Origin of the sequence: Streptomyces sp. NPDC048338 (assembly GCF_043201055.1) — a bacterium.
In the GTDB taxonomy this organism is placed as follows: domain Bacteria; phylum Actinomycetota; class Actinomycetes; order Streptomycetales; family Streptomycetaceae; genus Streptomyces.
Map to the genome: position 1 here is coordinate 213,727 of NZ_JBICYQ010000003.1, position 23,381 is coordinate 237,107.

Here is a 23,381-nt window from a genome sequence, read left to right on the forward strand (position 1 = left end):
ACCCAACGCCCCGCTCCTCACGCCGCGAGCGCGAGGAGGCGGTCCAGAACCCGTACGGGCGAACGAGGACACATCGCGCGGCGAGCGGCCAGGGCCGTCTCCCACTGCTCGGTGAGACCGAGCAGCAGGCGCTTGCGCATGCCCGGGGTCACGTGCGCGTAGCGGGCCGAGACGGAGCCGTCGAGGTGGCCCATGCGCTCGTCCATGAGGACCTTCTCCGTGCCCAGATCCTCCATGAGGGTGCGGTGGGAGTGGCGCAGGCCGTGCGGGGTGAGGCCCCTGGCGACGGGCAGCCAGCAGGCTTCGGCCCGCTGGCTCGCGCCACGGCCACGGGCCGGGACGCCGGGCCAGGGCTCGCCCAGGAGCGGGACGGGGCGTGGCTCCTGGGGTGCCTTCCTGGGGTACCAGCCGGTGGCCGCCGGCTGGAAGAGCCAGGTGGCGAAGCCGTTGCGGCGCCAGTGGGCGGCCTCCAGGGAGGGGACCGCGTTGCGTACGAAGCCGAGCTCGGCGACGGCGAGTTCGACCCGGACGCGCCTCTCCTCCCGTACACGCTCGGGGTGGTTGAGCACGTTGGAGACCGTGCCGGTGGACACGCCCGCACGACGAGCCACGTCAACGAGCTTCGCGCCGCCATGTCCGCTGGTGCGGGCGGCACCCTGGCCCCGGAAGACATAGGTCTTGCCGTGGCAGGGGCACGGGGTCGGCTTCGTACGGGCGATGTGGTCGGCGACGAGGGCGGACAGCCAGTCCGTGGTGTCGATGGTGCGGTAGCTGTCGTCCTTCGGCGGCACGCGCACCAGCTCGCCGGAGTCCAGCTCGTACAGCTGCCACTCGACCCGGACAGTGCCGGGGCGCGCGAACTCGGTCTCCAGGCCGACGATCTCGCCCCACCGCATGCCGGTGTACGCCTTGAGGATCACGGCCACGAACTCGTCGTCCCGTCCTGAAAGCAGGGCCGCTCGCTCGGCAAGCAGAAGAACACCGAGCGGGTCGGTGATGATTTTCTCGGGGCCGCGGTCGCGGGCGCGGCCAGCGCGCTTGCCGCGCCCGCGCCGACGGGCAGCCGGGTTGGACGTGATCAGGCCCTCGTCGATCGCGTCCTCAAGGATGAGGTGCAGGGTCGATCGCCAGGTCTTCACGCTGGAGGCCGCGTACACGGCCCTCTCCGACTTCTCCCAGCGCTCCACGTCCGAGCGGAGGATGCCGGAGAGGGACCTGTCCGCGAAGGTGGGGAGGAGGTGCTCCTCGATGTGGCGCCGGTAGTTCTGCATGGTAGACGCGGCGAGATCCTGGTCTGCGTACCAGCGGCTGGCGTACTCGCCGAAGGTCTCCTGGCCGGCTGCGGGGTCCCGCCACTCTCCGCGCCGGACGGCGACCTCCTCGGCGTCGGCTGCCTGCTTGGCCTCCCGCTTCGTGGCGAACTTGACCACGGCGCCCGTCGCGTCGGAGACGGTGCCGTACTTTCCGTCGGCGAGCTTGTACCGGCCCCGCCAGTAGGTGCTGCGCTTCTCCGCGTACCCCAAGTGTTCCCTCCCTTCTCTCGGTGGGGCTTTCTAGGCGGTGATGTCGTACTGGGACTGGGTCTTGAGAAGCCGACGCGGTGGCCGTGCGGTGAGCGTGGGTCCGGACGAGGCGGCGTCGCCGGGCTCGCGAGCAACGGACACGGGGACGGACACGGAAACGGGCGGCACAGGGCGCTGCCGGGGACGTGAAGGAATTTCCTCGTGCAGCCGCACGATTTCCCCGACGTGTTCCGCGGTGAATCGATATGCACCGCCCACATACGTGAAGGGAATGAGTCGGCGCCGGGCGCGTTCTTTTACCCACCAGGCGGAACAGCCCAAGGCTTCGGCGACTTCCCGGGCCGTATGGAGGCGGGGGAGAGCCGGACATATCACGGGATCAGACAACGGAGGCGTTTCCCTTTCCGGGACTCGCAAGGGAGACCCCACAACAGGCAGCCGGGTTCGGCGTCAGGACAATGATGCGGAGAATCCCCGGTTTGGCTAACCGGCGATCGTCGGCTATGTTCCGCCCGCTCCGACCGGCCATGGGTGTGCGAGAGGGCCGGCGAGGAGGGTGTGCGGTGGGGTTCCGAGGGCGGCGGCAATGGCGACGAGGTCGTCGATGTCGCAGCGCCGGACTGTGCGTTCGATGCGGGAGAGCGCGGTGAAGGTCATGGGCCGACCCAGCGCGGTGACGCGTGCGGCGAGCTGGCGCTGGGAGTAGCCGCAGGCGGTGCGGGTGCGCTCGATGGCGCGGGCTGTGGCTTGTCCGGCGGGTCCGATTTCGAGGGGGCGTGGCGGCATTGGTGTGTTGTAGCTTGCGTCCGGGCCGCTTGGGAACGCTTTTCCTGTCTGCTGTGAGCGATGCGCCGAACGCCGGTGAATTTTCGGGTTGATTTGGCCAACCGGGGTTTCGGGTCTACCGTCGTGCGGCCGGAAGAAGTTGTGTCGGGGATCAGAACTAACACTGGACTTCTGAACCCTGGGTGTGGCTGTGTTGTCCACGCACCCCGGCCCCGCCGGTTTTCCCTGCCCCCGTTTTCGAAAGGTGGTCGATCGGCATCGCCCGTATCCGCACGATCAAGCCCGAGGCATTCGCGTCCGAGTCCCTCGCGGCCGTGTCCCTCTCCGCCGAGCGGACCTTCTTCGGGCTGCTCACCCTCGCCGACGACCAGGGCCGGTTCCGTGACCAGGCGGCCGTCATCGCCGGCCAGTTGTGGTCACTGCGCCGCGAGCACGGCCCGGTGGAGGTCGAGGACGATCTCACCCAGCTCGACGCCGCCGGGTTGATCTGCCGCTACGAGGGCGGCGACGGCAAGCAGTACCTGCACATCGTCTCCTTCGCCAAGCACCAGAAGATCAACCGCCCGAGCGGCGTCCGGAACCCCGCCTGCCCCCACCACGACCTCGGCGTCACGCGTGAGCCCTCACCGCTGGTGCACGGAGCGGTCACGGAGCCCTCCGCGAAGGGGCAGGGAGGAAGCAGGGAGGCTGCCGTGAATGGCGAATCTGCAGGTCAGAGGCGATCCACGGCGCCCTCATCTCAGGTGCAGGGAGGACTCACGGAGCCTGCGGTGAGCCCTCAGGGTCCGGATCTAGGAACTAGGAACAGGGATCTAGGAACTACCCCGTTGGGGGGCGCGAGCGCCCCCGCGCCGCAGACCGTCTCGGCGAAGGACCTCATCGGCGAGTACGCCGCCGCGTGCACCCACCGACCGCCCCGAGACGTTCTCAGCCATCTCGGCGGGCAGGTGCGCAAGCTCCTCGACGAGGGGATCGACCCCGCTCACGTCCGGGCGGGCCTCGCACGGCACCGGGCCAAGGGCCTGCACCCGAGCACCCTGCCCAGCCTCGTCCACGAGGCCATGAACGCCTCCGCATCCGCGCCCGCTGCCACCCACCGGCCGTGGACCAACCCCGCCGACGTCGCAGCCGCCTACGGAGGTGACCTGTGACCGCCACCCTCACCCGGGACCCGCACCAGGTCGGCCGGATAGCCGACCGCCTCGGCACCATCCTGACCCAGCGGGGCATCGGCCCCGACGTCGCCGCGCAGGAGCCGCCGTCAGAGCCCGTCACCGCTCTGGAGTTGGCCGACGCGCGCATCCCCGCCCGCTACCGGCGCGCCCTCACCGACCACCCCCAAGTCACAGCCTGGGTGGACGAGATCGCCCACACCGGCCGCCCCGGACCAGCAGGCGCACCGGGAATCTCGGAGGGTTCGTCCCTGCTGATCGCCGGCCCCACCGGCACCGGCAAGACCCACCAGGCGTACGGCGCCATCCGCGGCCTCCTCGCCGCCGGGGTCCGCCTGCGCTGGGAGGCCGTCACCGCCGCCGATCTGTACGCCCGCCTGCGTCCTCGCTCTGGCTTCGACAGCGAGCGCGAGCTGCAGTCCCTGGCCAAGTGCCCGCTGCTGCTCCTGGACGACCTCGGAGCGGCCAAGACCAGCGAGTGGACCGAGGAGCTCACCTACCGGCTGATCAACCACCGGTACGAGCACCTGCGCCCCACCCTGATCACGACCAACCTACCCACCGCCGACCTACGCACCGCTCTCGGAGACCGCGTCGCGTCCCGCCTCGCCGAGATGACCGAGCGCGTCATCCTCGACGGCCCCGACCGCCGCCGCACTCGCCCCGCCGCCTATCCCTGAGGACCATGTGCCAGGTGCGGAGCCAGCCGTAGGGGGCATCCAAGTCGGCTTGCGAGTCCCCTGAGGACCACGACCGGCGGAGGACAGTTACGGGACCGGGGACCGTCCGGGGACCGGGGACCGTCCGGGGACCGGCTCCAGCATCTCGACCGTCGCAGCGGACCGTGTAACGGGGACCGCGACTGTCAACGTCCGGTCCCGGCAGGCCGCTCCGACCACGACCGGCAAACGGCCAGGTCACACCGCATATCGCAGGGGACCGCTCCCCAAACCCGTCGGGGACCGAGTGGGTACCGTCCGGGGACCGGGGGCCACCGGACAACGAGACCCGGGGACCGTGAGACGCCCGGGGACTGGGGACCGGTTCCCGAGTGATCGGGAACCCAAGCAGGCAGCGGCTCGGGACCGAAAACGCGCACGGGGACCGGGGACCGGTCCCGGTGGGGACCCGGGACCGGTCCCCACCGGATCGGCGCAGATCAGGCTGCCACAGTCCCCTCCACCATCAACCTCAGGAGACAGCACCCATGCACGACACACGCCCCACCCCACACCAGGCAATCGCCGCTGTCCCAGCCCCAGGCGGAGCAAGGTATGACGTTGGACCGTCCAAGGGCCGGTCCAACGCGGAAGCCTCCGCCCCAGGGGTGTCGGAGGCCGGTCCCCGGCGCGAGGGCGCACCGGGGACAGGGGGCGTGCGTGCCGCCGACGAGGCCGCGCTGCGCCGTGTCGCCCGCCGTCGCGCCCGCCGGGACGTGCAGCGCAAGGAGCGCGTCGACGTGCGCTACAGCGTCGACGAGAAGCAGGCGATCCTCGACGAAGCCCGTCGCCTCGGCCTGGCCGGCGCACACCTTGTCGGCGCCATCGTCATGGCCCACTTGAACGACGACCTTGCCCTGCCCGCAGAGCGCACCGCCAACGACGACCTGATCGACGAGTACGCCGCACTGCGCACCGAGCTCTCCAGGATCGGCACGAACGCGAACCAGATCGCCCACCGCCTCAACGCCGGCGGCGATGCACACCTTGTGGACGCCGCCGTGCTCGCCGAAGCTCGCCAGCTCGTGGTGGCAGTGAAGCAGGGGGTCGCGGCTGTCGACACCGCCGCCGATGTGTCCGCCACGGACCGTCGGGCGGCCTGATTGATCGCGAACATCGTCAAGCCCGGCCACAAGACCAGGGGCGTCCTCAACTACCTCTACGGGCCCGGCCGCGCCAACGAACACACCGACCCCCACCTCGTCGCCTCATGGGACGACTTCGCCCCCGACCCCGGCCGCGACCCCGACGCCACCCTCACCCAGCTCGCCACCGCCCTCGACCTGCGGGTCAAGCAGGCCAGCCACAAGGCGCCGAAGAACCACGTCTGGCACTGCTCAATCCGCGCCGCGCCCGAGGACCGCCACCTGACCGACGACGAGTGGGCCACCATCGCCCGCCGCGTCCTCAACGCCACCGGCATCGCCCCGGCCGGCGACCCCGACGCCTGCCGCTGGATCGCCGTCCGCCACGCCGACGACCACATCCACATCGTCGCCACCAAGGTCCGAGGTGACCTCCGCCCACCGAGGAACTGGAACGACTACCTACGCGCCGACAAAGAACTCGTCGCCGTCGAGAAGGAGTACGGGCTCCGCCGGGTCCCGCGCGGCGATCGCACCGCCGCCAAGCGGCCCACCCGGGCCGAACATGAGAAGGCCCAGCGCACGGGCCGAGCCACAACCGCCCGCGAACGCCTGCGCACCACCGTCCGCACCGTCCTCGCAGCAGCCACGACACCGGAGGAGTTCTTCCGCCTCCTCGAAGGCTCCGGGGTTGCCGTGGAGATGCAGCGGTTCCCCTCCGGCGACATCCGCGGCTACAAGGTCGCACTCGCCGACGACACCAACAAGGACGGCCAGCCCGTCTGGTTCTCCGGTTCCACTCTCGCCCCCGACCTCTCCTACCCCAAGATCCGCGAACGCCTCACCGCCACCGACACAGGACCAGCGACACCGTCCAAGTCCCATGCCTGGCGTCGCCTCGCCCAGGCCACCGACCAGGTGCCCGAGCTCCTCGACCACAGCGCGGACGAGGTCGGCCAGGCACACATCACCGTCCTCGCCGAAACCCTCGACATCCTGCCACTCGCCGCCCCTACGGCCCTGCGGACCGGACTCCTGCAGGCAGCTACCGCCTTCGAGCGGGCCAGCCGCTCCCGCATCCGCGCCCAGCACCAGCAGGCTCAGGCCACCCGCCGGGCAGTCAAGGCGATCCTGCGTGAACCCGCCCCGAAGGACGGAGCACTCCTCGCGGCCCTCATCGACGCCGTCCTGCTGGCGGCCGTGGCCGCGCAGCACTGGCACCGCACCCGCGGCCACAACCAACAGGCCGAGGCCGCACGACAGGCAGCCGAGCACCTTCGGACCGCTTACACGGCCGCCGCGGCCCAGCCGCTGGCCGTGATCCACCAGCGAGGAACCCAGCTACCCGAGTGGCTTCACCGTCAGCAGGCGGCCACCGTGCGCCGAGCGCTCCCAGAACAGGCCGAACAGATCCTCGCCGAGCCCGGCTGGCCCGCCCTCGCAGCCACCCTCACCCAAGCCGGCACCGCCGGCCACAACCCCGCCACCCTCCTCATCGAAGCCACCGCCAGGCGAGAACTCGACACTGCCACCAGCGTCAGTGAAGTCCTCACCTGGCGGCTGCACCGCCTCGCCGACCTGACGCGACGCACCAACAGCCGTGCCCAGGCAACCCAGTCGGCTCCCTACCGCCCCGTCCGCACCGACCAGCAGCGCCGCACGCGCTGAACCCCATCCCGCCATCCGACAAGGAGCACACCCTGAAGATCCACCCCACCGCCAGCATGTTCCCGATGCTCAGCCCGGACGAGCTGCTCGACCTCGCCGAGTCCATCAAGGCCGAGGGCCAGCACAAGCCCATCATTCTTGACTCCGACGGCGTCCTCCTCGACGGACGCAACCGCCTCGCCGCCTGCGAGATCGCCGGCGTCGAACCCCGCTTCACCACCTACACCGGCAGCAACCCCACGGCGCTGATCCTCTCCAACAACGTGGTCCGCCGGCACATCAGCAAGGGACAGCAGGCAATGATCACGGCGATGGCCTTGCGTTCCGTTTCGGGACACTCCCTGCGGGACCTGGCCAAGCTCCACGGCCTCAGCCGCAGCCGTCTCTCCGCCGCCAACGTCGTCCTCAAGCACGCCCTCGACCTCGCCGAACAGGTTCGCACCGGGACCACCACCCTCGACATCGCCTACGACATCGCTCGCGAGCGCAAGGCCACAGCCGCCGCGCTCCAGGAGCGATACGACCGACTCCGCCAGCACGCCCCTGACCTCGCTGAACAGGTCACCGAGGGCCAGACCACCGTCGCCGAGGCCACAGCTATGCTGAACGAGCGGCTGGAAGCGGAACGGCTCCGGCACTACGTGATCACCGCCGACACCGTGCGCCTCGCCGATGGCGACACCACCCCGCCCCTGGCCGAACTCGTCGAACGGGGAGACATCACCCTGGCCGAGGCGTACCAGCGTGCCGAGGAGTTCGTCGTCCACCGACGGGACACCATCCAGCGATCCAGGCAAGCTCTCCATCTCATCGCCGAGAACTGGACCGTCATTCAGGACCTCGCCACCCGGCCCGACACCCCCTACACGCGGGACATCCTCGACGGCCTCGCACCCGAAACCCGCTCCATCGCCCAGGCCCTGCTCACCCTGGCCTGATGACACAGACCTTGCCGAGATGCGCGGTGGCCTCGGCGACGTAGTGCAGCTGCCGGGGCACGGGATGGTGCCCGGCCAAGGAGCCGGTGACACCGAAACGGCCCCAGGCGACCCGCTCACACGTTCACTCAGTGAACGACAAGGGCGTTCACTGAGTGAACGCCGCCTACGTTCACTGAGTGAACACCGCAGCGGAGCGGCTAGCCGTTGCCGTGGTTGAGGACGTTGCCGTCGGCGCAGTGGCTGGCGGTGTTGCCGTTCCAGGCGCCGTCAACCGGGACGACCCCCAACTCCTGGAAGCAGACAGCTGCGGCACTGACGTTCCAAATTCTTGGCGGCGTTGCCCCCGGCCCGAGATTGCCTTCCTTATCAGCGTGGGCGGGGGCGGCCAGCCCCAGGCTCGTGAGGGCCAGGGCGGCCACGGAGATGATCTTCTTCATGGTTCCAACCAATGAACCACCTCCGTGGATACGGCGTCACAGCAACAATCCGCCTGACGCCTCTCGGACCGGCGTCCATCTGGGTACCGTGCTGGTGACGAACTCTGTACGGACCGGCCGGCGACTCCCACCCTGGACGACCCGACCGCTGGGGAGGTGTCCTGATGCTGGAGGAAGCCGAGGAGATCGGCCGGCGTGTCCGCAGGGCGAGGCTGCGTCTCGGGATGCCGCAGGCGGACCTCGCGACGGCCCTGGGGAGGTCGCAGGGCTGGGTGTCGAAGATGGAGCGCGGCCTGATCGAGCTCGACCGGGTCGGGCTGCTCAACCAGATCGCCGCCGAACTGCACGTCCACCCGAACGACCTGATCGGGCGCCCGTACAGCAGCTCCCCGAACGACAACCAGTGGCAGATAGCCGCCTCCTCGATCCTTCGCGAGCTGCGCCGCTACGACCTCTCCCCGGTCTTCGACGGGACGCCGCGGCCCGCCCCGCAGCTGTGGCGTGAAGTCACCCGGCTGCACCGGCTTCGCGACACCGCCTCCAACGTGGCGATCCTCCGCGTCCTGCCCGACCTGTTTCGAGAGGCGCGGGCTCTGGCGGAGGTGTCGGAGGGGCACGAGCGGGAGGAGGCGTACGCGATCTACGCGGTGTGCTGCAAGTTCGCCCACACCGCCGCCCACTCCCTCGGCCACCCCGAGCTGGTGGCGATGGCCTGTGAGCGGGCGGCGTGGTCGGCGCGTCTGTCCGGGGATCCGGTGCTGCCGGCGGTCGCGGACTGGATGCGGGTCTGGGACATGTGGGCGACGGCCGACTGGTCGGACGCGCTGACGCTCTCGGACAAGGCGATCAGTTCAGTTCAGCAGGCGTTCGAGCACGCTGAGCCGCTGGCCGTACGGGTCTGGGGCACCCTCCAGCTCCGGGCAGCGGTCTCGGCCGCCCGCGCCGGCCACGCGACCGAGGCGGAGGACCGGATCAGGTACGCGAAGGACGCCGCCGAGCGTATGGACGCCTACGCTGGGGCACCGGTGTACGACCGGCACTCGCTGACGTTCTCCGCCGGGAACGTACAGATCCACGCGATCAGCGTCGCACTGGAGATGGGCGAGCAGGGCAAGGCCCTGGAGATCAACCGCCGCACGAGCCCGGAGCTGGTCGGATCCCTTCCCAACTCCCGTCAGGGACACCACCACATGGACATCGCGCGGGCCTGGCTGTGGGACGGCAACCGGGACAAGGCCCTCGTCGAGCTGGAGACCGCCGAGCGGATCGCTCCCCAGCTCGTACGGAACCACCCCATCGCCCGTTCCACGCTCCGCAGCATCGTCTATGCCGAACGGGCAGCCACGAGAGAGAAGTTGCGGCGGATGTCCGACCGCTTCCACCTGGACGGATAGGGGTCGTATTCCTCCGGCTCATACTCGGGGTCTCGGCCGTCCCTAACTTCGAGCCATGACCGGACAACGGCTTCCCCATCTCCCTTCACAGGGAGCCGAGTTAGGGACAGCGGCTCCCTTCTTCCCCCGACTCGGCGACCTTGCCGCCGACACCGCCCGCGAGGGCCGGATCGGCGTCGTGGTCACCCTTCCCGGTGAGGACTCCGCCACCACCTACCACCTGCGCCCGCCAGGCGGCGGGCCCGCCTGGTCGGCACCGCGGGACGGCACGACGCTGCGCCCGGTGCAGGCGCAGGCGACCCACGCCACCTTGCTGCCCGGCCCGGACGCGGTCTACGATCCGCGTTCCCGCCAGGGCTCTGTGCCCGTGACGATCCATTTCGAGGACGGCTCGTCCTCCGAGGGAGCCCTCGTCCTCACCTCGGCCGAGCTGGAACGGCTGCACGCGCAGACCTGCCACCTTCTCGACAAGCACGAGACCGCCCTCGGCGGGACCTCATGAACGGTGCGCGTCACCGCGCTCCCCGCCCCGAGCCCCACATGCGGACGGACCGCAGCAGCCGGATCGCTCTGGCCTTCCTCGCCTTCGTCGGCCTGGCCGGGCCCGCCTGGACGCTGCGCACCCAGGCCGGTCAACTCCTCGACTCCACAGACCATCGAGTGGATGTGGCCGTGCCGGACGTCACTCCGCCCTCCCCCTTCACCGGTCCCTGAACGGCCCTCCGCCTGCGCTGGCCGCCGTCGACCCGCCCCTTGAGCCCCACCACCGAGCCCACCTGCGACGAGGAAGTTCTGATGGACCATTCACCTGCCCGTACGAGAGACGTCGACGCCGTCACCGTTCGCCCCGGCCGCCCGCTCGCCGGAACGGTTCGGGTGGACGGCTCGAAGAACGCGGCTCTGCCGCTGCTGGCCGCCGCCGCGTCCTTGGGTCGCGACGTTCGCCTGTCCGGCATCCCGGGCAGCGCCGACGTCCAGCGGATGCTCGGCCTGCTGGAACAGGCCGGCTACCGCGTCGCCCGCCCGGTCGCCGAGCCGGGGGCCGTGATCGTGGCGCCCAAGGAGCACCCGGCCGCAGCGCCCGACCTGACCGACGCCGCCCGCATCAGGGCCTCCTACTACCTGGTGGCCCCGCTGCTGGCCGCTCACGGACAGGCGGCCCTTCCCTGGCCCGGCGGCTGCCAGGTCGGCAACCGCGGAATGGACCTGCACTTCACTGTCTACGAGGCATTCGGCGACGCAGTTCTGCTCGACGATTCCGGATACCGAGTCCTGGCGGCCAGTCAAGCCCGCGACAAGGTCGTTCTGGCGCTGCCGTTCCGCTCGCGGGGAGCGAGCATCGCCGCGCTCTGCCGGGCGGTCGTGGCCGGCAGCCGCCTGGAACTGGGCAATCCCAACCTGTCCCCGGAGACCACGGGCGTACTCGCCGCCTTACGGTCCGCCAGCTGGACGGCCCACGCCGACAGCGACAAGATCACGTTGGCCCCGCCACCGGGCATCTCGGCCGGGACCGTCGCCTGGAGGGTGCCCGGCGACAAGATCGAGGCGGGAACGCTGGCCTGCGCGATCGCCGCCACTGGTGGCGAAGGCCGCATCGAAGGCGTCGCCGGTTCAGATCTCCAGGTGCTGGCTGATCTGCTGGACTGGGCCGGCATCCCCGTCTCCCTCACGTCAGATGCGATCACCGTTCACCAGGCCAGCGCCACGAGCGGACGGCCGCTGCGTGCGGTCGCCTCGCTGACACCGGACGGTCTGGACGCCGACTTCGAGCCCGCGCTGATGGCCCTGGCCCTCACCCTGCCCGGCATCCACCTCTTCGGCGACGACATCAACCCCGGCCGCCACGGCAACCTCCTAGCCCAACTCGCCCTTCTCGGAGCAGAGATCGAGGAACTCACGCCCACCCGGTGCCGTCTGTCCGGACCCCAGCGCCTGAACGGCACCGCGGTGAAGGCCACCGACATCCGCACGGGATCCACCCTCCTGATCGCCGGACTCGGGGCCCGGGGCGCCACGACCGTCAGCGGGCTCGACCAGCTGCGCCGCGGCCACGCCGACCTGCCCGCCAAGCTCCGTGCCCTCGGTGCCGACCTCACCGACGTACCGCGATGAGCAGGACGTACGGCCAGATCGTGGCCACCACAGACCTGCACTCCGCCCTCGACCAGGCCCACAGGCTTCTGCCGCACCTGCACCACCTCAAGGCGACCTCGCTCATCGCCGACTGCGGCGACTTCTTCGAGGGCACCGGCTACTACCGGCTGGGCAAGGGAGCCATCGAGCGGGAGATCCTCACAACGCTGTACGACGTGCTCGCACCCGGCAACCACGGCTGGCCCCACTACTTCGAGCCCGGACTGCGCGAGATGACGGTCTGCGCCAACGCCGTCGACGACGCCACCGGGCGGCCGCTGTTCAGCTGCATCCGCGTCGTCGACGTGCACGGTCGCCGGGTCGCCGTCACCGCGGTCATCGGCGTGCGCGCGTTCCACACCATCCCGGCCGACCAGCGAGCCGGTCACCGCGTCACCGACCCCGTGACCGCGCTGCGCGAGCTGATGCTGGAACACCACCACGTGGACTCGTGGATCGTGCTGTCCCACTCCGGCTTCGACGAGGACCTCAAGCTCGCCGGCGCCTGCCCGTTCGTGGACGTCATCTTCGCCGGGCACTGCCACAGCGACACCTATGGGCCCGTACACATCGGCGACACCCTCGTGGTCAAAGGCCGTGAGCTGGCCGCCGGATACGCCGCCGCCGAGCCAGTCGGCTCCGGATGGGCCGCCCGTACCGCCGTCGTCCCCGCCCCGACGGTGGTCCCGGACGACCTCGCGGCCCTGGACGAGAGGATCAGCTCCGCCTGCCGGATGCTCGCCACTCCCCTCGGCACCCTAGCCGAGCCCTACCGCGATACCGTCCTCGACCGCCGCCGGCTCCTCCAGGACATCACCACCCGACTGCACACGGGCCTCGGCGCCGATGCTGTCCTCCTCAACGAAACCGCCCTGCGCTCCACCCGCCTGGGCGACGACCTGACGCTCGGAGACCTGCTGGCCATCGAGCCGTTCGACAACCAGCTCGTCCACGCCTTCCTTCCCGACCGGTACGCCCAGGACCTGGACGGCCTGCTGACGCACCTGACCGAGCACGTCGGCCCGCTGTCCTTCACCCCCCAGCCGCTGCCGCAGGGCTTCCGGTCCGTCCTGACCACCGACTACCTCGCCGACACCTACCTCGGCGGACGCACCCACCAAGCCGGCCTCCGCCTCAGCGAGGCCGTCCGCGGAACCATCGCCACGCCGTACCCAAGGACCGAGAAGGACGGTGCCCGATGATCCTCACCGGCCCAGAGATCACCGCCGCCGCCCGCGACGGCCGCCTGGCCATCAGCCCGTTCGAACCCGGGCAAGTCAACCCCAACAGCTACAACGTCCGCCTCGGCCCCACCCTGCTGACCTACACAGCCACCGTCATCGACGCCCACCAGCCCAACCCGACCGCCACGGTCGAGATAGGCGAGGACGGGTACGTCCTCCAGCCCGGCGAGCTGTACCTCGGTCACACCCTGGAACAGGTCGGCTCCGACACCTTCGTCCCGCTGCTGTTCGGCCGCTCCTCCGTGGGCCGACTCGGCCTGTTCGTCGAGATCACCGCCCCCATCGGCGACATCGGCTTCCACGGCCAGTGGACCCTGATGCTCTCCCCGATCCGCCCCTTGCGCGTGTACGCCGGAATGAAGATCGGGCAGATCATTTTCTTCGTCTCCACCGGCGACATCGACCTGTACGCGGGCAAGTACCAGGCTGCCCATGGCCCCCAGCCCTCCCGCTACTGGCGGGACGCCGCCCGCGTCGGGGCGGTCGCGCCGTGATCCTCACCGGCCCCGCGATCACCGCCGCCGTCCGCGCCGGCGAGATCACCATCGACCCGTACGACCCCGCCCGCGTCTCCCCGAACGCCTACGATTGGAGCCTCGGCAACACCCTCCGCGTATGCGCCGGGGATCTCGACGCCGCCGTCCCCACCGCCTACACCGAACAGACAATCGCCAGCGCCGGTCTTGTCCTCCAGCCCGGGCTGCTCTACCTCGGTGTCACCCACGAGCGGACGGGCTCGGAGAGATACGCGCAGATGCTCAACGGCGACCGCACCATCGGCGCCCTCGGCATCTGGGTCCACGTCTCCGCCCCGCTCGGCCACCAGGGCCACGCGATCCGTTGGACCCTGGAGATCCGGGCTGCTCGGCCTGTCCGGGTCTTCCCTGGCATGACGTTCGGCAAGCTGGTCTTCCTGGCCGCCCAGGGCACACCGGCCAGCTACCAGCAGCAGCTCGCGAAATACGCCGACACCGACGGCATCGACATCTCCCGCCTTTACGAGGAGATCGATGGAGGCGGCCGGTGAACCCTCTCGTCAGCCCCGCCTCGAGGCCGCTGGCCGCTACCCTTCTGGACCTGCCCGCCGACAGCCCCGGCGGCAGCGTCGAACTCTTCCTCGACCTCTACACCGGCGAGAACCCCCTCATCCCCGCGAGAGCCTTCATGCTCACCCCAGCCGGCCCCCGCCCCCGGACCCCGGCCGGCCTCGACCTTCTCAGCGTGGGCGGCAAGTGCCTGGAGGGACCGGCCTTCAACCGGTACGTCGCCAGCCTGCGCCGAGCCCTGACGGCCGCGATCGACCCCTCCAGGATCGACGTCCTGCACCTGCACCACCTTGCCTTCGGTGCCACCCCCGCCCTGATGAGGGCCCTGCCTACGCACCCCCGCATCGCCCTGGTACACGGCACCGACCTGATCTTCGCCGAAGCCCACCGCGACCAGCTCCAGGTCCTGCGGGCGACCGCCCGGGCCGCCGACGCCATCGTCGTCCCCACTCCTGCTATGGCCGACCACCTCCTCAAGCTCGCCCCGCAGACCGACCGCCGCAAGATCACTCACATCCCCTGGGGCGTCCCCGACCAGCTCCTCAGCCACCCGCCCGTCCGCACCAACCACCCGTCGAGGAGCCACCTTCGCCTGCTGTACGCGGGCCGGCTGACCGCGGAGAAGGGCGTCGAGGCCCTGATCAGGAGCGTGGCTCCGCTCCAGGGCGTCGAGCTGTCGATCGCCGCCCCGCGCACCCAGTTCCGTGCGCTGGCCCCACGGCTGCAACGGGCCGGGGTGAGAGCCCGCTACCTCGGCTGGCTCCGCCGTCCACAGCTGTGGAAAACGTTCGCCGAGTACGACACGCTCGTCATGCCTTCCACGACGCTGGAGGCCATGGGCCTGGTCGCCCTGGAAGCCCAAGCTTGCGGCCTCCCCGTTCTCTACCAGCCCGTCCCTGGCCTCAGCGAAGTCCTCGCCCGCTCCGGGTTGGCCACCGATTTCACCCACCCCACCGCCCTCACCCGGGACCTGGATCGCCTGCGCACCGAACCCGGTCTCCTCTCCGCCCTGCAGCAGGCCGGATACACCAACGCTGCCCGATACCCCCTGTCGAAGACCGCCCGAGAACTGGCCGACCTCGCCCACCAGCTCACCTGAGAACCGTCCGGGGCCGGGCAACACCCCGCCGGGCAGCGGCACGCCATTGCCCGGCCCGCCCGGCCCACGTCACTACGCTGGCCGCTGGGATGCCCACACGAAGAGGGAGACCATGCCGTACCGCACCGACCGCATCGAGAACCTGCTGAGCGAAGGCATCCGCGACAAGGTCTACCCGGGCGCGGTGTGGGCCGTCGGCGACGCCGGCGGAATCCGGGCGGCGGGCGCCACCGGCGTCCTGGACCCCGACGAACCGGACGTGAGGATGCGGCCGGACACCGTCTTCGACGCCGCCAGCCTCACCAAGATCCTCGCGGTCTGGGCCTCCATCGGAGCCCTGTGGGAGGACGACGTCCTCGACCTCGACGCCCCGCTCGGCACCTTCTGGGACGAGGTCACAGGCCACCCCCTCGGCGCCGTAACCCCCCGCCAGCTCCTGACCCACACCGCCGGCCTCCCCCTCCGGGCCCAACTGAAAAACCTCTACGGCACCGACCCGGCCAGCGTCCGTCGCGGGGTCCTGCACGAAGCCCTCAACCGGCCGCCCGGCGAAGCCGTCGAGTACACCGACCGGGCCGCCCTCATCCTCGGCTACCTCGCCGAACACCTCTCCGGCCAGCCCCTCAACCAGCTCTCCGAGACGAGGACCTGGCGCCCGCTGGGCATGAACTCAACCCGCTTCGGCCCGCTACCCACGGACCTCGCCTCCCGCTGCGCCCCCACCGAGCTCGACCAGGACACCGATACCCACCTCAAGGGCACCGCCCACGACTTCTCCGCCCGGCTCCTCGGCGGAGTGTGCGGCATCGCCGGCACCTTCACCGTCCTCGACGACCTGGCCGCCTTCCTCCGCTACATGCTCGACCACACCACAGCCCCCGGCGACGCCGGCCTCGGCCCCGAGTGGACCGCCCACTCCCTCACCGTGCAGACCGGCGGCCTCCAGCCCCAACGCGGCCTGTTCTGGCACCCGGCCCCCGGCACCACCGACGAGCAGGACGTCTGGGTCCACTACGGCTTCACCGGCACCGGCATGTGGATCTCCCCCACCCAGAACCGCTGGGCGGTGCTGCTCACCAACAAGCTCTACTACACCCGCGACCGCCAGCCGCTGACCGACGTCCGCAATGCGTTCCGCGAGCTGGCGTTCGCCTGACACAAGCGGCTTCAAGGATGAGGAGCCGTGGCTCTGCTGGACACGCGTGGCGAGAAATGTGCGCCACCAACTCATGGCGACGGCCTGGAGCTTGAGGCCCTGTTCCCACATGTTTCGTCCGCACCTATCCTCGCGATCAAGCGGCGAGGGGGAGGGCGCGTGGCAGGCGAGGCGACCAGCTGGCAGAAGGAACAGATCAGCCGCGCGTACGTGCACGCACTCGCTTCCCAAGGTGGTTACACCGTGGGCGAGTGGAACGTCGACAAGGACGGTGTGGACGTCACGCTCCGGGATCGCGGCCTGATGGTCGACTTTCAGCTCAAATGCACCCAGAGTCCGCGGGTCATCCGGGGCGGGTACAGCTTCGACCTGGATATCGAGACCTACAACAAACTGCGCAGCACAGAACGCTCGGCGCCTGGGCACCTGGTACTCCTGGTGGTTCCTCCCAACCTCGAGCTCTGGGTCACCCAGCACTCCGATTCCGTAGTGCTCGCCTGTCACGGTTACTGGGCCTGCCTACACGGTCGAGACTCGGCGACCAGCCAAGCCACGACCGCGATCAGTCTCCCGGAGGAACAACAGCTCTCAGTGAAGTCCATGCGCGGCATGTTCGACATGGCGCGCCGCATGGTTCTGTCCGGCAGCGCAGGGGTGAACTGACATGGCTAGCGACACGCTCCCCTTCGGGCCAGATGAGATCCGGAGCTATCTCAAGGTCACCGGCTGGTCCACCGTGTCCGGAGGCGACGTGGCCGAACTCTGGCGGCTGCCGGGGCCTACCGAGGAAGTCGTCCTCGTCCCCATGAAGCCGGGTGCCCCGGACTTCGGCAAGCGGGCGCGCATGCTCGTCGACGACCTGGCGCGCGTCAGTGCCGCAGACACGCGGACCGTGCTGGACGCCATCGCATCCGTGTTCCACGACGTCACGGACCTGAGGGCCTCCCACCCCACCATCCGCGACGGATCGATTCCCTTGGACGCCGGATTCGAGCTGTTCCAGTCCGCCAAGCGCCTCCGCGTGGCCTCGGCTGCGGCAACCATCCGTCGCCAGGGACACTTTCGAAATTTCCCCACCCGCGCTCGGGAGCAGGCGCGCGACGTACGCCTCGGACAGACCCGCGAGGGCTCGTACATCGTGCCCATCATCAGCCAGGCGCGGTCGCCGCTGGACGTCTACGAGCGAGGGCAGGAGCAGATCGACATCAAGATCGAGGAGACGCTCTTCGACCGACGGGTCACCGCGACGATGTCACGGGCTCTGGGCGTGCTGGAGGAGATGGCCGGTGCCGAACGGGTGCCTACTCCCAGCGAGATCACGGATTCCATCGGGGAAGGCGTCTCGTACGAGCTGTGCCAAGCCCTGTCGAAGGTCGTGAACAGCGACGCCGTCGACACGCTGGACGTCACCTTCAACTGGTCCCGGGTGGCAGCAGCGCCGCCCGGCACGCCACGTGAGGTCGAGTTCAACCACGATGCCATCGCCATCGTGGAACGGGTGTCCGACCAGCTCAAGACAAGTGTCTACAGCCGCGAGAACGTGATCTTCGGCTTGGTCACCCACCTGAATCGGCATCCGGACGACGAGACCGGCAGGGTGGGCGTCCAAGCCCTCATCCAGCGACGCAGCCGTACGGTCTGGATGGACCTCCCCGACGCCGGCTACCACGAAGCCGTCCGCTGCCATGACTCCGGAATCCCCGTGCGCGTCCGTGGGGTGCTCAACAGCCCACCCGGGGGATCGGCCACCATGCAAGTCGTCGACTTTGGGCCGGACCCGTCCCTCGGCCAGTGACGGCAGCCTCACCGCTAGGGCCTCCTACTCGGGCCCCGCCGGGGGTCGTGGTCGAGGACGCCACGGACCTGGCGACATCCGTACGGCGCAGTGCTCCGCATCACGCCCACGGCGGCCGCGTGGTCCTCGCCGCAGTAGCACCCTCACGAGAAGGACGGCCGCGCGAACAAGTACGGGCAGCAACGAGACGGCCACCCGACGGCATCCATGCCCACTGCAACCCGCCCCGAGATCAGAGGGCCCGCCAGCCGATCGGCCGTGCGCAAACCCGTCACCTCAGCCTGCTCCTGGATGGGATCTCCCGCGCGGCCGCACAGCTCGGGGTCACCCCGGTGCCGCCCGCCACGCTGATCGGCGTCGCGGCACTCGACGTGCCCGAGCACCTGGTCGAGATCGAGGCCACCGCAGTCCTCGACTGATCGATCCTGGCGATTCTCGCCGTCCGATCTGGTCCTATCGCCGCAACTGGAGACGGGACCAGGCCACAACGGTCAGCGCCGCGAAGGCGAGTGAGAAGATGACGCTGACCGCGAGCTGAGCCGTCGTCGCTGGTGCGATCGGGCCGTCGGGCGCGGCGTGCCCCATCGCCCAGAGGGCGGGCGCGGCGAGGGGCAGCCAGCCGGCCGCGCCGGCGAGGACACCGACCTGGGCGACGACGACGAGGCCGATCGCCGTCGAGACACCGCCCAGCAGCGAGCGGGAAACGGTCGCGACCCAAGCGACGGGCAGCGCAACGAGCCCGGTGAACAGGCCGAGGAGGAGCTGGCGGCTGATTCCGGACCAGGCGGCGACGTCCGGGAGACCGTAACCGAGCAGGAGTCCCAGGCCGAGGAGACCGGCGACCAGCAGCGCGTTCAGGACGAGCAGCCACACCGCGTACACGGCGATCTTCGCGGCCGCGGTCTGGGCGCGGCTCACCGGGAGGGCGAAGAGGCCGACCACGGTGCCGTCCGCGAACTCACGGGCGAACATCCAGGCCAGCACCGTGCCGAAGCCGAGGAGCCCGCCGGCTCCGGTGATCTGCGCGATCACCGTGAGCAGCCCCGGCCAGTCCAGGGTGGCGGTCGGGCCGAGTTTCGCGGCGAGTTCGGGGTTGCCTCCCGCGAGGGCCCCGCTGATTCCCGCGGTGATCGTCAGGATGCCGCCGGCGATGACCGTGGTGCCGAGCACGCCGACTCGGGAGCGGGCGAGTTTGCGCAGCTCACAGTGGAACGCGGAGGCGAGGGCGGTCCGAGCGGTCATCGGCGTCACCGTGGATGCGACCGTCACAGGACCTCCCTTTTCGTACGCGTTCGGGTTTCGTCGTCGGCCAGGACGCGGGCGAAGAACGCCCGTTCCAGGTCGGCGCCCACCGGGTCGAGGTCTCCGATGAGCCGCCCGGCGTTCATGATCACGATGCGGTGGGCGATCCGGGCGACCTCGTCGAGATGGTGGCTGCTGACGAGTACGGCGGCCCCCGCCCGCGCCCTGCCGGTGAGGGCATCGCGGAGCAGGAGGACCGCGGCGGGATCGAGGGCGTTGCTCGGCTCGTCGAGGACGATGAGGCGCGGGTGGTGCTGAAGCGCCGCGGCGAGGCCGACGCGCTGGCGGTTGCCGAGCGAGAGCCGGCCGAAGCGGCGGTCGGCGAGTTCGCCGAGGTGCCACTCGTCGAGGGCCGCCTCCGCCGCCGCAGGTGCGGCTCCGCGCAGCCGGGCGGCGATCCCGAGGTTCTCGCGCGTGGTGAGTTCGGGATAGGCGGACGGCACCTCGACGAGCTGACCGACGTGCGCCCACAGGGCGCGCGGGAGCTCGTCGAGTGGGCGGCCCAGGATTCGGACGACGCCTGAGGCCGGGCGCAGCATGCCGAGAGCCAGACGCATCAGAGTCGTCTTACCGGCGCCGTTGAGGCCGATGAGAGCCACGATCTCCCCCGGTGCCACGGTGAGATCGAGGCCGTGTACGCCCGCCCCACCCGGGTAGCGGACGCCGACGCCCTCGAAGGTGAGGCTCATCATCGGCCGCCCAGGGTGTCCAAAGCACGGTCGAGCAGGTCCCGCAGTCCTGCCGCACCAGGCGCCATCGCCTCCGCCGTATCGCCCGCCCAGTCGAGGAGGGCGACGCTCAGTCCGGCGACGACGGCGCTGGCCGCGACCCTGGCCTCGGTCCGCGTGGTGCCGCGTTCGCACAGCGCGCCGACAAGGGCGACGACGGTGGCTTGGCTGTTCCGCTCGATCGCGCCGTGCAGCCCCTTGGCCCTGGCGATGATCCGGATGCGCTCGCGGACCGACTCCACCTGATCCTCGGGAAGCTGCCGCCAGACCTCGCGGATGCCTTCGGCGGCCGCGCGCATCGGGTGTTCCCGCGGTGGCCGGGCGCGGACCGCGGTGGCGACCGCCGGGTCGAAGGCGTCCTCCAGAAGCAACGCCTCCTTCGTGGCGAAGTGCCGAAAGAGCGTCATCTCGCTGACCCCGGCACGCTCCGCGACGGCCGCGGTCGTGGTGGCGTCATAGCCCTGGGCCGCGAACAGCTCGAGTGCGGCGGTGCGCAGGGTTTCGTGCGTGCGGTCGTATTTGCTCACCCTTGAATGTTAGTCGCTAACATTTATTGCGACGAGAGGTACCTGCGCCGAGCGCCCGCTTCCAGAACCTCCGTCGGCCACCGGCTGGTGATCTCGGACGCCGACGCAGCGAGGCGATCCATGACGCCACCGTGCCGTGCCGAGCGCTTGGCCCCGGGAAACCCCGCGCCCACGCGACGGTGGCCGCTCCTCCTGGGGCTGTCAGACCGTCTGCGGTCCCATGATCCGTACGAGCAGGTCGTCGAGGCTGACCAGGCCGGTGAGCGCACCATGTTCGTCCCGTACGAGGGCGAGGGAGGCGCGTCGCTGGCGGAGTCGTTCGACGGCGTGGGAGACGGTGTCGGTGGCGGCGAGTTCCGGGACGGGGCGGGCGAGGTCGCGGGCCGTGAGGGTGCGGCCCCGGGCGGCGGCGACGAGGGCGTCGCGGATGTGGACGGAGCCGAGAATCCGGTCGCCGTCGCGGACGAGGAGACGGGTGCGGTCGGCGTCCGCGGCGCGGTCCAGGACCGTCTCCAGGTCGGCACTCGCGGGGACGGCGACGATGTCGGCGGCCGGGGTCTGGAGTTCGGCGACCGGGGTCTGGGGCTCGGTGAGGGAGCGGGTGATGAGCTGGGAGTCGGTCTTGTTGATGAGGCCGAGGCGTTCGGATTCCTCGACGAGGTGGGTGAGCTGTTCGCGGTTGTGGACGGCCGTCAGTTCGTCGCGGGGCTGGACGCGGCACATCCGTACGAGCGCGTTGCTGATCTTGTTGAGGAGCCAGAGCAGCGGGCGTACGGCCTTGACCATGGCCCGGAAGGGCGGGGTGAGGAGCATGGCGGAGCGTTCGGGGTGGGCGATGGCCCAGGACTTGGGGGCCATCTCGCCGAGGACCATGTGGAGGAAGACCACGATGATCATGGCGACGGCGAACGCGATGCCGTAACTGAGCGCAGTGGGCAGGCCGAGCTTGACCAGGAGCGGGTCGAGTTCGTGGGAGATGGCGGGCTTGGAGATGGCGCCAAGGCCGAGGGTGCACAGGGTGATGCCGAGCTGGGCGCCGGCGAGCATCAGGGACAGCTCGCGCATTCCGGCGAGCGCGGCCTTGGCGCCGCGGTGCCCGTCGGCGACGGCCTTCTCGATGCGGTGGCGCTTGGCTGCGACGAGTGCGAACTCCGCGGCGACGAAGAAGCCGCTGCCGATGAGCAGCAGGACGGTGACGAAGAGGGCCATGGGGAAGCTCATGCCTGCGCCTCCTCGGCGGGTTCGGCGGCGACGCGTTCGAGGCGGACGCGTTCGGGGACGTGGCGGTCGAGGCTCAGGACGTCGATGCGCACGTCGTCGACGGTGAGGTGGTCGCCGATGGTCGGGAAGCGGCCGAGCCGGTCGATGATCAGGCCGGCGACGGTGTCGTAGTCGTCGTCCTCGGGTAGGGCGATGCCGGTGGCGTCCTCGATCTCGTCGAGGCGGCGGCCCGCGTCGATCCGCCAGCCGTCGCCGTCCGGGACGGCGACGGTGACGACCTTGTCGGTCTCGTCGGCGATGTCTCCGACCAGCTCCTCGGCGATGTCCTCGTACGTGACGATGCCGGCGACGCCGCCGTGCTCGTCCAGGACGACGGCGAACTCGTCGTCGCGCTCCCGCATCTGGGCGACGGCCTGCGGCAGCGGAAGCGTGTCGGGCAGCAGCAACGGGCGCCGGGCGGACTCCCCCGCCGTCAGGTCGGGGAATTGGTCGGCGGGCAACCGAACGAGGTCCCGCACGCCCAGGACGCCGACGATGTCGTCAGGGTGGTCGCCGAGGACGGGGTAGTTGGAGTGGCCGTGCTTGGCGATCAGCTCGACGGCTTCGGTGAGCGTGGCGTCCCTGCGTACGAACACGGCGTCCACGCGGGGCACCATGACCTCGTCCATGGTCCGCTCGGAGAACTCCAGGGCGTGGTCGAGGAGCTCGGCGGTGTCGGCCGGCAGCTGACCCTGCTCGTGGGACTCCCCGATCAGGTGGCTGAGCTCTTCGAGCGTGGCGCCGTGGTGCAGTTCCTCGACCGGCTCGATGCCGACCTTGCGCAGCAGCTTGTTGGCGGCACCGTCGAAGACATGGACGACCGGGCCGACGATCTTCAGGTAGACGAGGGTGGAGGAGGCCAGCGACTTGGCCAGCCGCTCGGGCACCGCCAGCGCCAGGTTCTTCGGCGCCAGTTCACCGAGCACCATCTGCAGCACGGTCGCCACGACGAAGGCGAGAACGACGGAGATCGCGGAGACGGCGCCCTCGGACAGCCCCGTCCCCTCCAGAGCGGGTTTCAGAAGCGCCGAGACCGACGGCTCGGCCAGGAAACCGACGACCAGACCGGTCACGGTGATGCCGAGCTGAGCGCCGGAGAGCATGAAGGAGAGGCGTTCGAGGACCTTCAGCGCGCGGGCGGCCCGCTTGTCGCCGGCTGCCGCCTCGCCGGCGAGCGTGATGCGGTCGGCCGCGACGTAGGCGAACTCCTGGGCGACGAAGTAGCCGGTGCCGGCGGTCAGCACGAGGACGGCCAGCAGGCCGAGAGCAGCGTTCATCGGCTACCGCACCCCGTCACGTACATCGCGTCGGGGTGCGTCGATCTGGCGGACAAGAAGGTGCTCCTTCATCGGGCAGTGATCGGAAC

General features: G+C 70.3%; 25 protein-coding genes. 17 read left to right on the plus strand and 8 right to left on the minus strand.

The window, feature by feature from the left end:
- Positions 1-17: 17 nt before the first annotated feature.
- Together ACGFZF_RS08485 and ACGFZF_RS08490 are read right to left on the minus strand one after the other, a co-directional pair.
- A complete protein-coding gene (locus ACGFZF_RS08485; RefSeq protein WP_392627059.1) occupies positions 18-1,523 on the minus strand; it encodes a LacI family DNA-binding transcriptional regulator in 1,506 nt (501 codons plus the stop codon).
- Positions 1,524-2,024: 501 nt separating this feature from the next.
- Positions 2,025-2,309, minus strand: coding sequence for a helix-turn-helix domain-containing protein (locus ACGFZF_RS08490; RefSeq protein ID WP_392582794.1), 285 nt, complete (start codon positions 2,307-2,309; stop codon positions 2,025-2,027).
- A 257-nt stretch (positions 2,310-2,566) separates the two neighbouring features.
- On the opposite strand from ACGFZF_RS08490, the gene ACGFZF_RS08495 reads away from it, so the two are divergent.
- The 5 genes from ACGFZF_RS08495 (at position 2,567) to ACGFZF_RS08515 (ending at position 7,891) form a co-directional block, all read left to right on the plus strand.
- Positions 2,567-3,460 carry a hypothetical protein gene (locus ACGFZF_RS08495; protein WP_392583020.1) on the plus strand — a complete coding sequence of 298 codons (894 nt, stop codon included), beginning with the start codon at positions 2,567-2,569 and terminating at the stop codon, positions 3,458-3,460.
- Complete coding sequence (locus ACGFZF_RS08500) at positions 3,457-4,161, plus strand: ATP-binding protein (protein WP_392582793.1); 705 nt, start codon at positions 3,457-3,459, stop codon at positions 4,159-4,161. Before ACGFZF_RS08495 ends, ACGFZF_RS08500 begins: the two co-directional genes overlap by 4 nt.
- Before the next feature lie 695 nt (positions 4,162-4,856).
- Positions 4,857-5,303 carry a plasmid mobilization relaxosome protein MobC gene (mobC, locus tag ACGFZF_RS08505; protein ID WP_392582792.1) on the plus strand — a complete coding sequence of 149 codons (447 nt, stop codon included), beginning with the start codon at positions 4,857-4,859 and terminating at the stop codon, positions 5,301-5,303.
- On the plus strand, positions 5,304-6,953 hold the full coding sequence (locus tag ACGFZF_RS08510) for a relaxase/mobilization nuclease domain-containing protein (RefSeq protein ID WP_392582791.1): 1,650 nt from the start codon (positions 5,304-5,306) through the stop codon (positions 6,951-6,953).
- A gap of 65 nt (positions 6,954-7,018) precedes the next feature.
- Complete coding sequence (locus tag ACGFZF_RS08515; RefSeq protein ID WP_392582790.1) at positions 7,019-7,891, plus strand: ParB/RepB/Spo0J family partition protein; 873 nt, start codon at positions 7,019-7,021, stop codon at positions 7,889-7,891.
- 200 nt (positions 7,892-8,091) lie between these two features.
- On the opposite strand, the gene ACGFZF_RS08520 is transcribed toward ACGFZF_RS08515, so the two are convergent.
- Positions 8,092-8,331 carry a hypothetical protein gene (locus ACGFZF_RS08520; protein WP_392582789.1) on the minus strand — a complete coding sequence of 80 codons (240 nt, stop codon included), beginning with the start codon at positions 8,329-8,331 and terminating at the stop codon, positions 8,092-8,094.
- Positions 8,332-8,495: 164 nt separating this feature from the next.
- On the opposite strand from ACGFZF_RS08520, the gene ACGFZF_RS08525 reads away from it, so the two are divergent.
- The 12 genes from ACGFZF_RS08525 to ACGFZF_RS08580 all read left to right on the plus strand — a co-directional run bounded on the left by ACGFZF_RS08525 (position 8,496) and on the right by ACGFZF_RS08580 (position 18,617).
- Complete coding sequence (locus ACGFZF_RS08525) at positions 8,496-9,725, plus strand: helix-turn-helix domain-containing protein (RefSeq protein WP_393552105.1); 1,230 nt, start codon at positions 8,496-8,498, stop codon at positions 9,723-9,725.
- 55 nt (positions 9,726-9,780) lie between these two features.
- On the plus strand, positions 9,781-10,227 hold the full coding sequence (locus tag ACGFZF_RS08530; protein WP_392582787.1) for a hypothetical protein: 447 nt from the start codon (positions 9,781-9,783) through the stop codon (positions 10,225-10,227).
- Positions 10,224-10,439 (plus strand): hypothetical protein, encoded by a 216-nt coding sequence (locus tag ACGFZF_RS08535; RefSeq protein WP_392582786.1) that lies wholly within the window; start codon positions 10,224-10,226, stop codon positions 10,437-10,439. Before ACGFZF_RS08530 ends, ACGFZF_RS08535 begins: the two co-directional genes overlap by 4 nt.
- Positions 10,440-10,520: 81 nt before the next feature.
- Entirely contained in the window at positions 10,521-11,837 is a 1,317-nt protein-coding gene (locus ACGFZF_RS08540) for a UDP-N-acetylglucosamine 1-carboxyvinyltransferase (RefSeq protein WP_392582785.1), read from the plus strand.
- On the plus strand, positions 11,834-13,060 hold the full coding sequence (locus ACGFZF_RS08545; protein ID WP_392627057.1) for a metallophosphoesterase: 1,227 nt from the start codon (positions 11,834-11,836) through the stop codon (positions 13,058-13,060). The genes ACGFZF_RS08540 and ACGFZF_RS08545 overlap by 4 nt, the downstream gene beginning before the upstream one ends.
- Positions 13,057-13,596, plus strand: coding sequence for a dCTP deaminase (gene dcd, locus ACGFZF_RS08550; protein ID WP_392582783.1), 540 nt, complete (start codon positions 13,057-13,059; stop codon positions 13,594-13,596). Before ACGFZF_RS08545 ends, dcd begins: the two co-directional genes overlap by 4 nt.
- A complete protein-coding gene (locus ACGFZF_RS08555; RefSeq protein WP_392582782.1) occupies positions 13,593-14,129 on the plus strand; it encodes a deoxycytidine triphosphate deaminase in 537 nt (178 codons plus the stop codon). The genes dcd and ACGFZF_RS08555 overlap by 4 nt, the downstream gene beginning before the upstream one ends.
- Positions 14,126-15,247 carry a glycosyltransferase family 4 protein gene (locus ACGFZF_RS08560; RefSeq protein WP_392582781.1) on the plus strand — a complete coding sequence of 374 codons (1,122 nt, stop codon included), beginning with the start codon at positions 14,126-14,128 and terminating at the stop codon, positions 15,245-15,247. Before ACGFZF_RS08555 ends, ACGFZF_RS08560 begins: the two co-directional genes overlap by 4 nt.
- Positions 15,248-15,359: 112 nt before the next feature.
- Positions 15,360-16,403: a serine hydrolase domain-containing protein gene (locus ACGFZF_RS08565; protein WP_392582780.1), complete on the plus strand. Its 1,044-nt coding sequence runs from the start codon at positions 15,360-15,362 to the stop codon at positions 16,401-16,403.
- 27 nt (positions 16,404-16,430) lie between these two features.
- A complete protein-coding gene (locus tag ACGFZF_RS08570) occupies positions 16,431-17,066 on the plus strand; it encodes a DUF4365 domain-containing protein (RefSeq protein ID WP_392582779.1) in 636 nt (211 codons plus the stop codon).
- A gap of 1 nt (position 17,067) precedes the next feature.
- Entirely contained in the window at positions 17,068-18,198 is a 1,131-nt protein-coding gene (locus tag ACGFZF_RS08575) for a hypothetical protein (protein WP_392627053.1), read from the plus strand.
- Positions 18,199-18,245: 47 nt separating this feature from the next.
- Positions 18,246-18,617 carry a hypothetical protein gene (locus ACGFZF_RS08580; RefSeq protein ID WP_392582777.1) on the plus strand — a complete coding sequence of 124 codons (372 nt, stop codon included), beginning with the start codon at positions 18,246-18,248 and terminating at the stop codon, positions 18,615-18,617.
- 34 nt (positions 18,618-18,651) lie between these two features.
- Here ACGFZF_RS08580 and ACGFZF_RS08585 read toward each other — a convergent pair whose 3' ends face one another.
- From ACGFZF_RS08585 to ACGFZF_RS08605, 5 genes are all read right to left on the minus strand, one after another.
- Positions 18,652-19,440 (minus strand): ABC transporter permease, encoded by a 789-nt coding sequence (locus ACGFZF_RS08585; protein ID WP_392582776.1) that lies wholly within the window; start codon positions 19,438-19,440, stop codon positions 18,652-18,654.
- A 23-nt stretch (positions 19,441-19,463) separates the two neighbouring features.
- Positions 19,464-20,192 (minus strand): ABC transporter ATP-binding protein, encoded by a 729-nt coding sequence (locus ACGFZF_RS08590; protein ID WP_392582775.1) that lies wholly within the window; start codon positions 20,190-20,192, stop codon positions 19,464-19,466.
- A complete protein-coding gene (locus tag ACGFZF_RS08595; RefSeq protein WP_392582774.1) occupies positions 20,189-20,755 on the minus strand; it encodes a helix-turn-helix domain-containing protein in 567 nt (188 codons plus the stop codon). The genes ACGFZF_RS08590 and ACGFZF_RS08595 overlap by 4 nt, the downstream gene beginning before the upstream one ends.
- A gap of 201 nt (positions 20,756-20,956) precedes the next feature.
- A complete protein-coding gene (locus ACGFZF_RS08600) occupies positions 20,957-21,976 on the minus strand; it encodes a hemolysin family protein (protein ID WP_392582773.1) in 1,020 nt (339 codons plus the stop codon).
- Positions 21,973-23,292: a hemolysin family protein gene (locus ACGFZF_RS08605; protein ID WP_392582772.1), complete on the minus strand. Its 1,320-nt coding sequence runs from the start codon at positions 23,290-23,292 to the stop codon at positions 21,973-21,975. Before ACGFZF_RS08605 ends, ACGFZF_RS08600 begins: the two co-directional genes overlap by 4 nt.
- Positions 23,293-23,381: the final 89 nt, after the last annotated feature.

Bases quoted from the DNA above. Each gene is read 5' to 3' on its own strand.
- ACGFZF_RS08490 (WP_392582794.1), bottom strand. From the start codon at position 2,309: ATGCCGCCACGCCCCCTCGAAATCGGACCCGCCGGACAAGCCACAGCC.
- ACGFZF_RS08515 (WP_392582790.1), top strand. From the start codon at position 7,019: ATGCTCAGCCCGGACGAGCTGCTCGACCTCGCCGAGTCCATCAAGGCC.
- ACGFZF_RS08520 (WP_392582789.1), bottom strand. From the start codon at position 8,331: ATGAAGAAGATCATCTCCGTGGCCGCCCTGGCCCTCACGAGCCTGGGG.
- ACGFZF_RS08525 (WP_393552105.1), top strand. From the start codon at position 8,496: ATGCTGGAGGAAGCCGAGGAGATCGGCCGGCGTGTCCGCAGGGCGAGG.
- ACGFZF_RS08530 (WP_392582787.1), top strand. From the start codon at position 9,781: ATGACCGGACAACGGCTTCCCCATCTCCCTTCACAGGGAGCCGAGTTA.
- ACGFZF_RS08535 (WP_392582786.1), top strand. From the start codon at position 10,224: ATGAACGGTGCGCGTCACCGCGCTCCCCGCCCCGAGCCCCACATGCGG.
- ACGFZF_RS08540 (WP_392582785.1), top strand. From the start codon at position 10,521: ATGGACCATTCACCTGCCCGTACGAGAGACGTCGACGCCGTCACCGTT.
- ACGFZF_RS08545 (WP_392627057.1), top strand. From the start codon at position 11,834: ATGAGCAGGACGTACGGCCAGATCGTGGCCACCACAGACCTGCACTCC.
- dcd (WP_392582783.1), top strand. From the start codon at position 13,057: ATGATCCTCACCGGCCCAGAGATCACCGCCGCCGCCCGCGACGGCCGC.
- ACGFZF_RS08565 (WP_392582780.1), top strand. From the start codon at position 15,360: ATGCCGTACCGCACCGACCGCATCGAGAACCTGCTGAGCGAAGGCATC.
- ACGFZF_RS08575 (WP_392627053.1), top strand. From the start codon at position 17,068: ATGGCTAGCGACACGCTCCCCTTCGGGCCAGATGAGATCCGGAGCTAT.
- ACGFZF_RS08585 (WP_392582776.1), bottom strand. From the start codon at position 19,440: ATGACCGCTCGGACCGCCCTCGCCTCCGCGTTCCACTGTGAGCTGCGC.
- ACGFZF_RS08590 (WP_392582775.1), bottom strand. From the start codon at position 20,192: ATGATGAGCCTCACCTTCGAGGGCGTCGGCGTCCGCTACCCGGGTGGG.
- ACGFZF_RS08600 (WP_392582773.1), bottom strand. From the start codon at position 21,976: ATGAGCTTCCCCATGGCCCTCTTCGTCACCGTCCTGCTGCTCATCGGC.
- ACGFZF_RS08605 (WP_392582772.1), bottom strand. From the start codon at position 23,292: ATGAACGCTGCTCTCGGCCTGCTGGCCGTCCTCGTGCTGACCGCCGGC.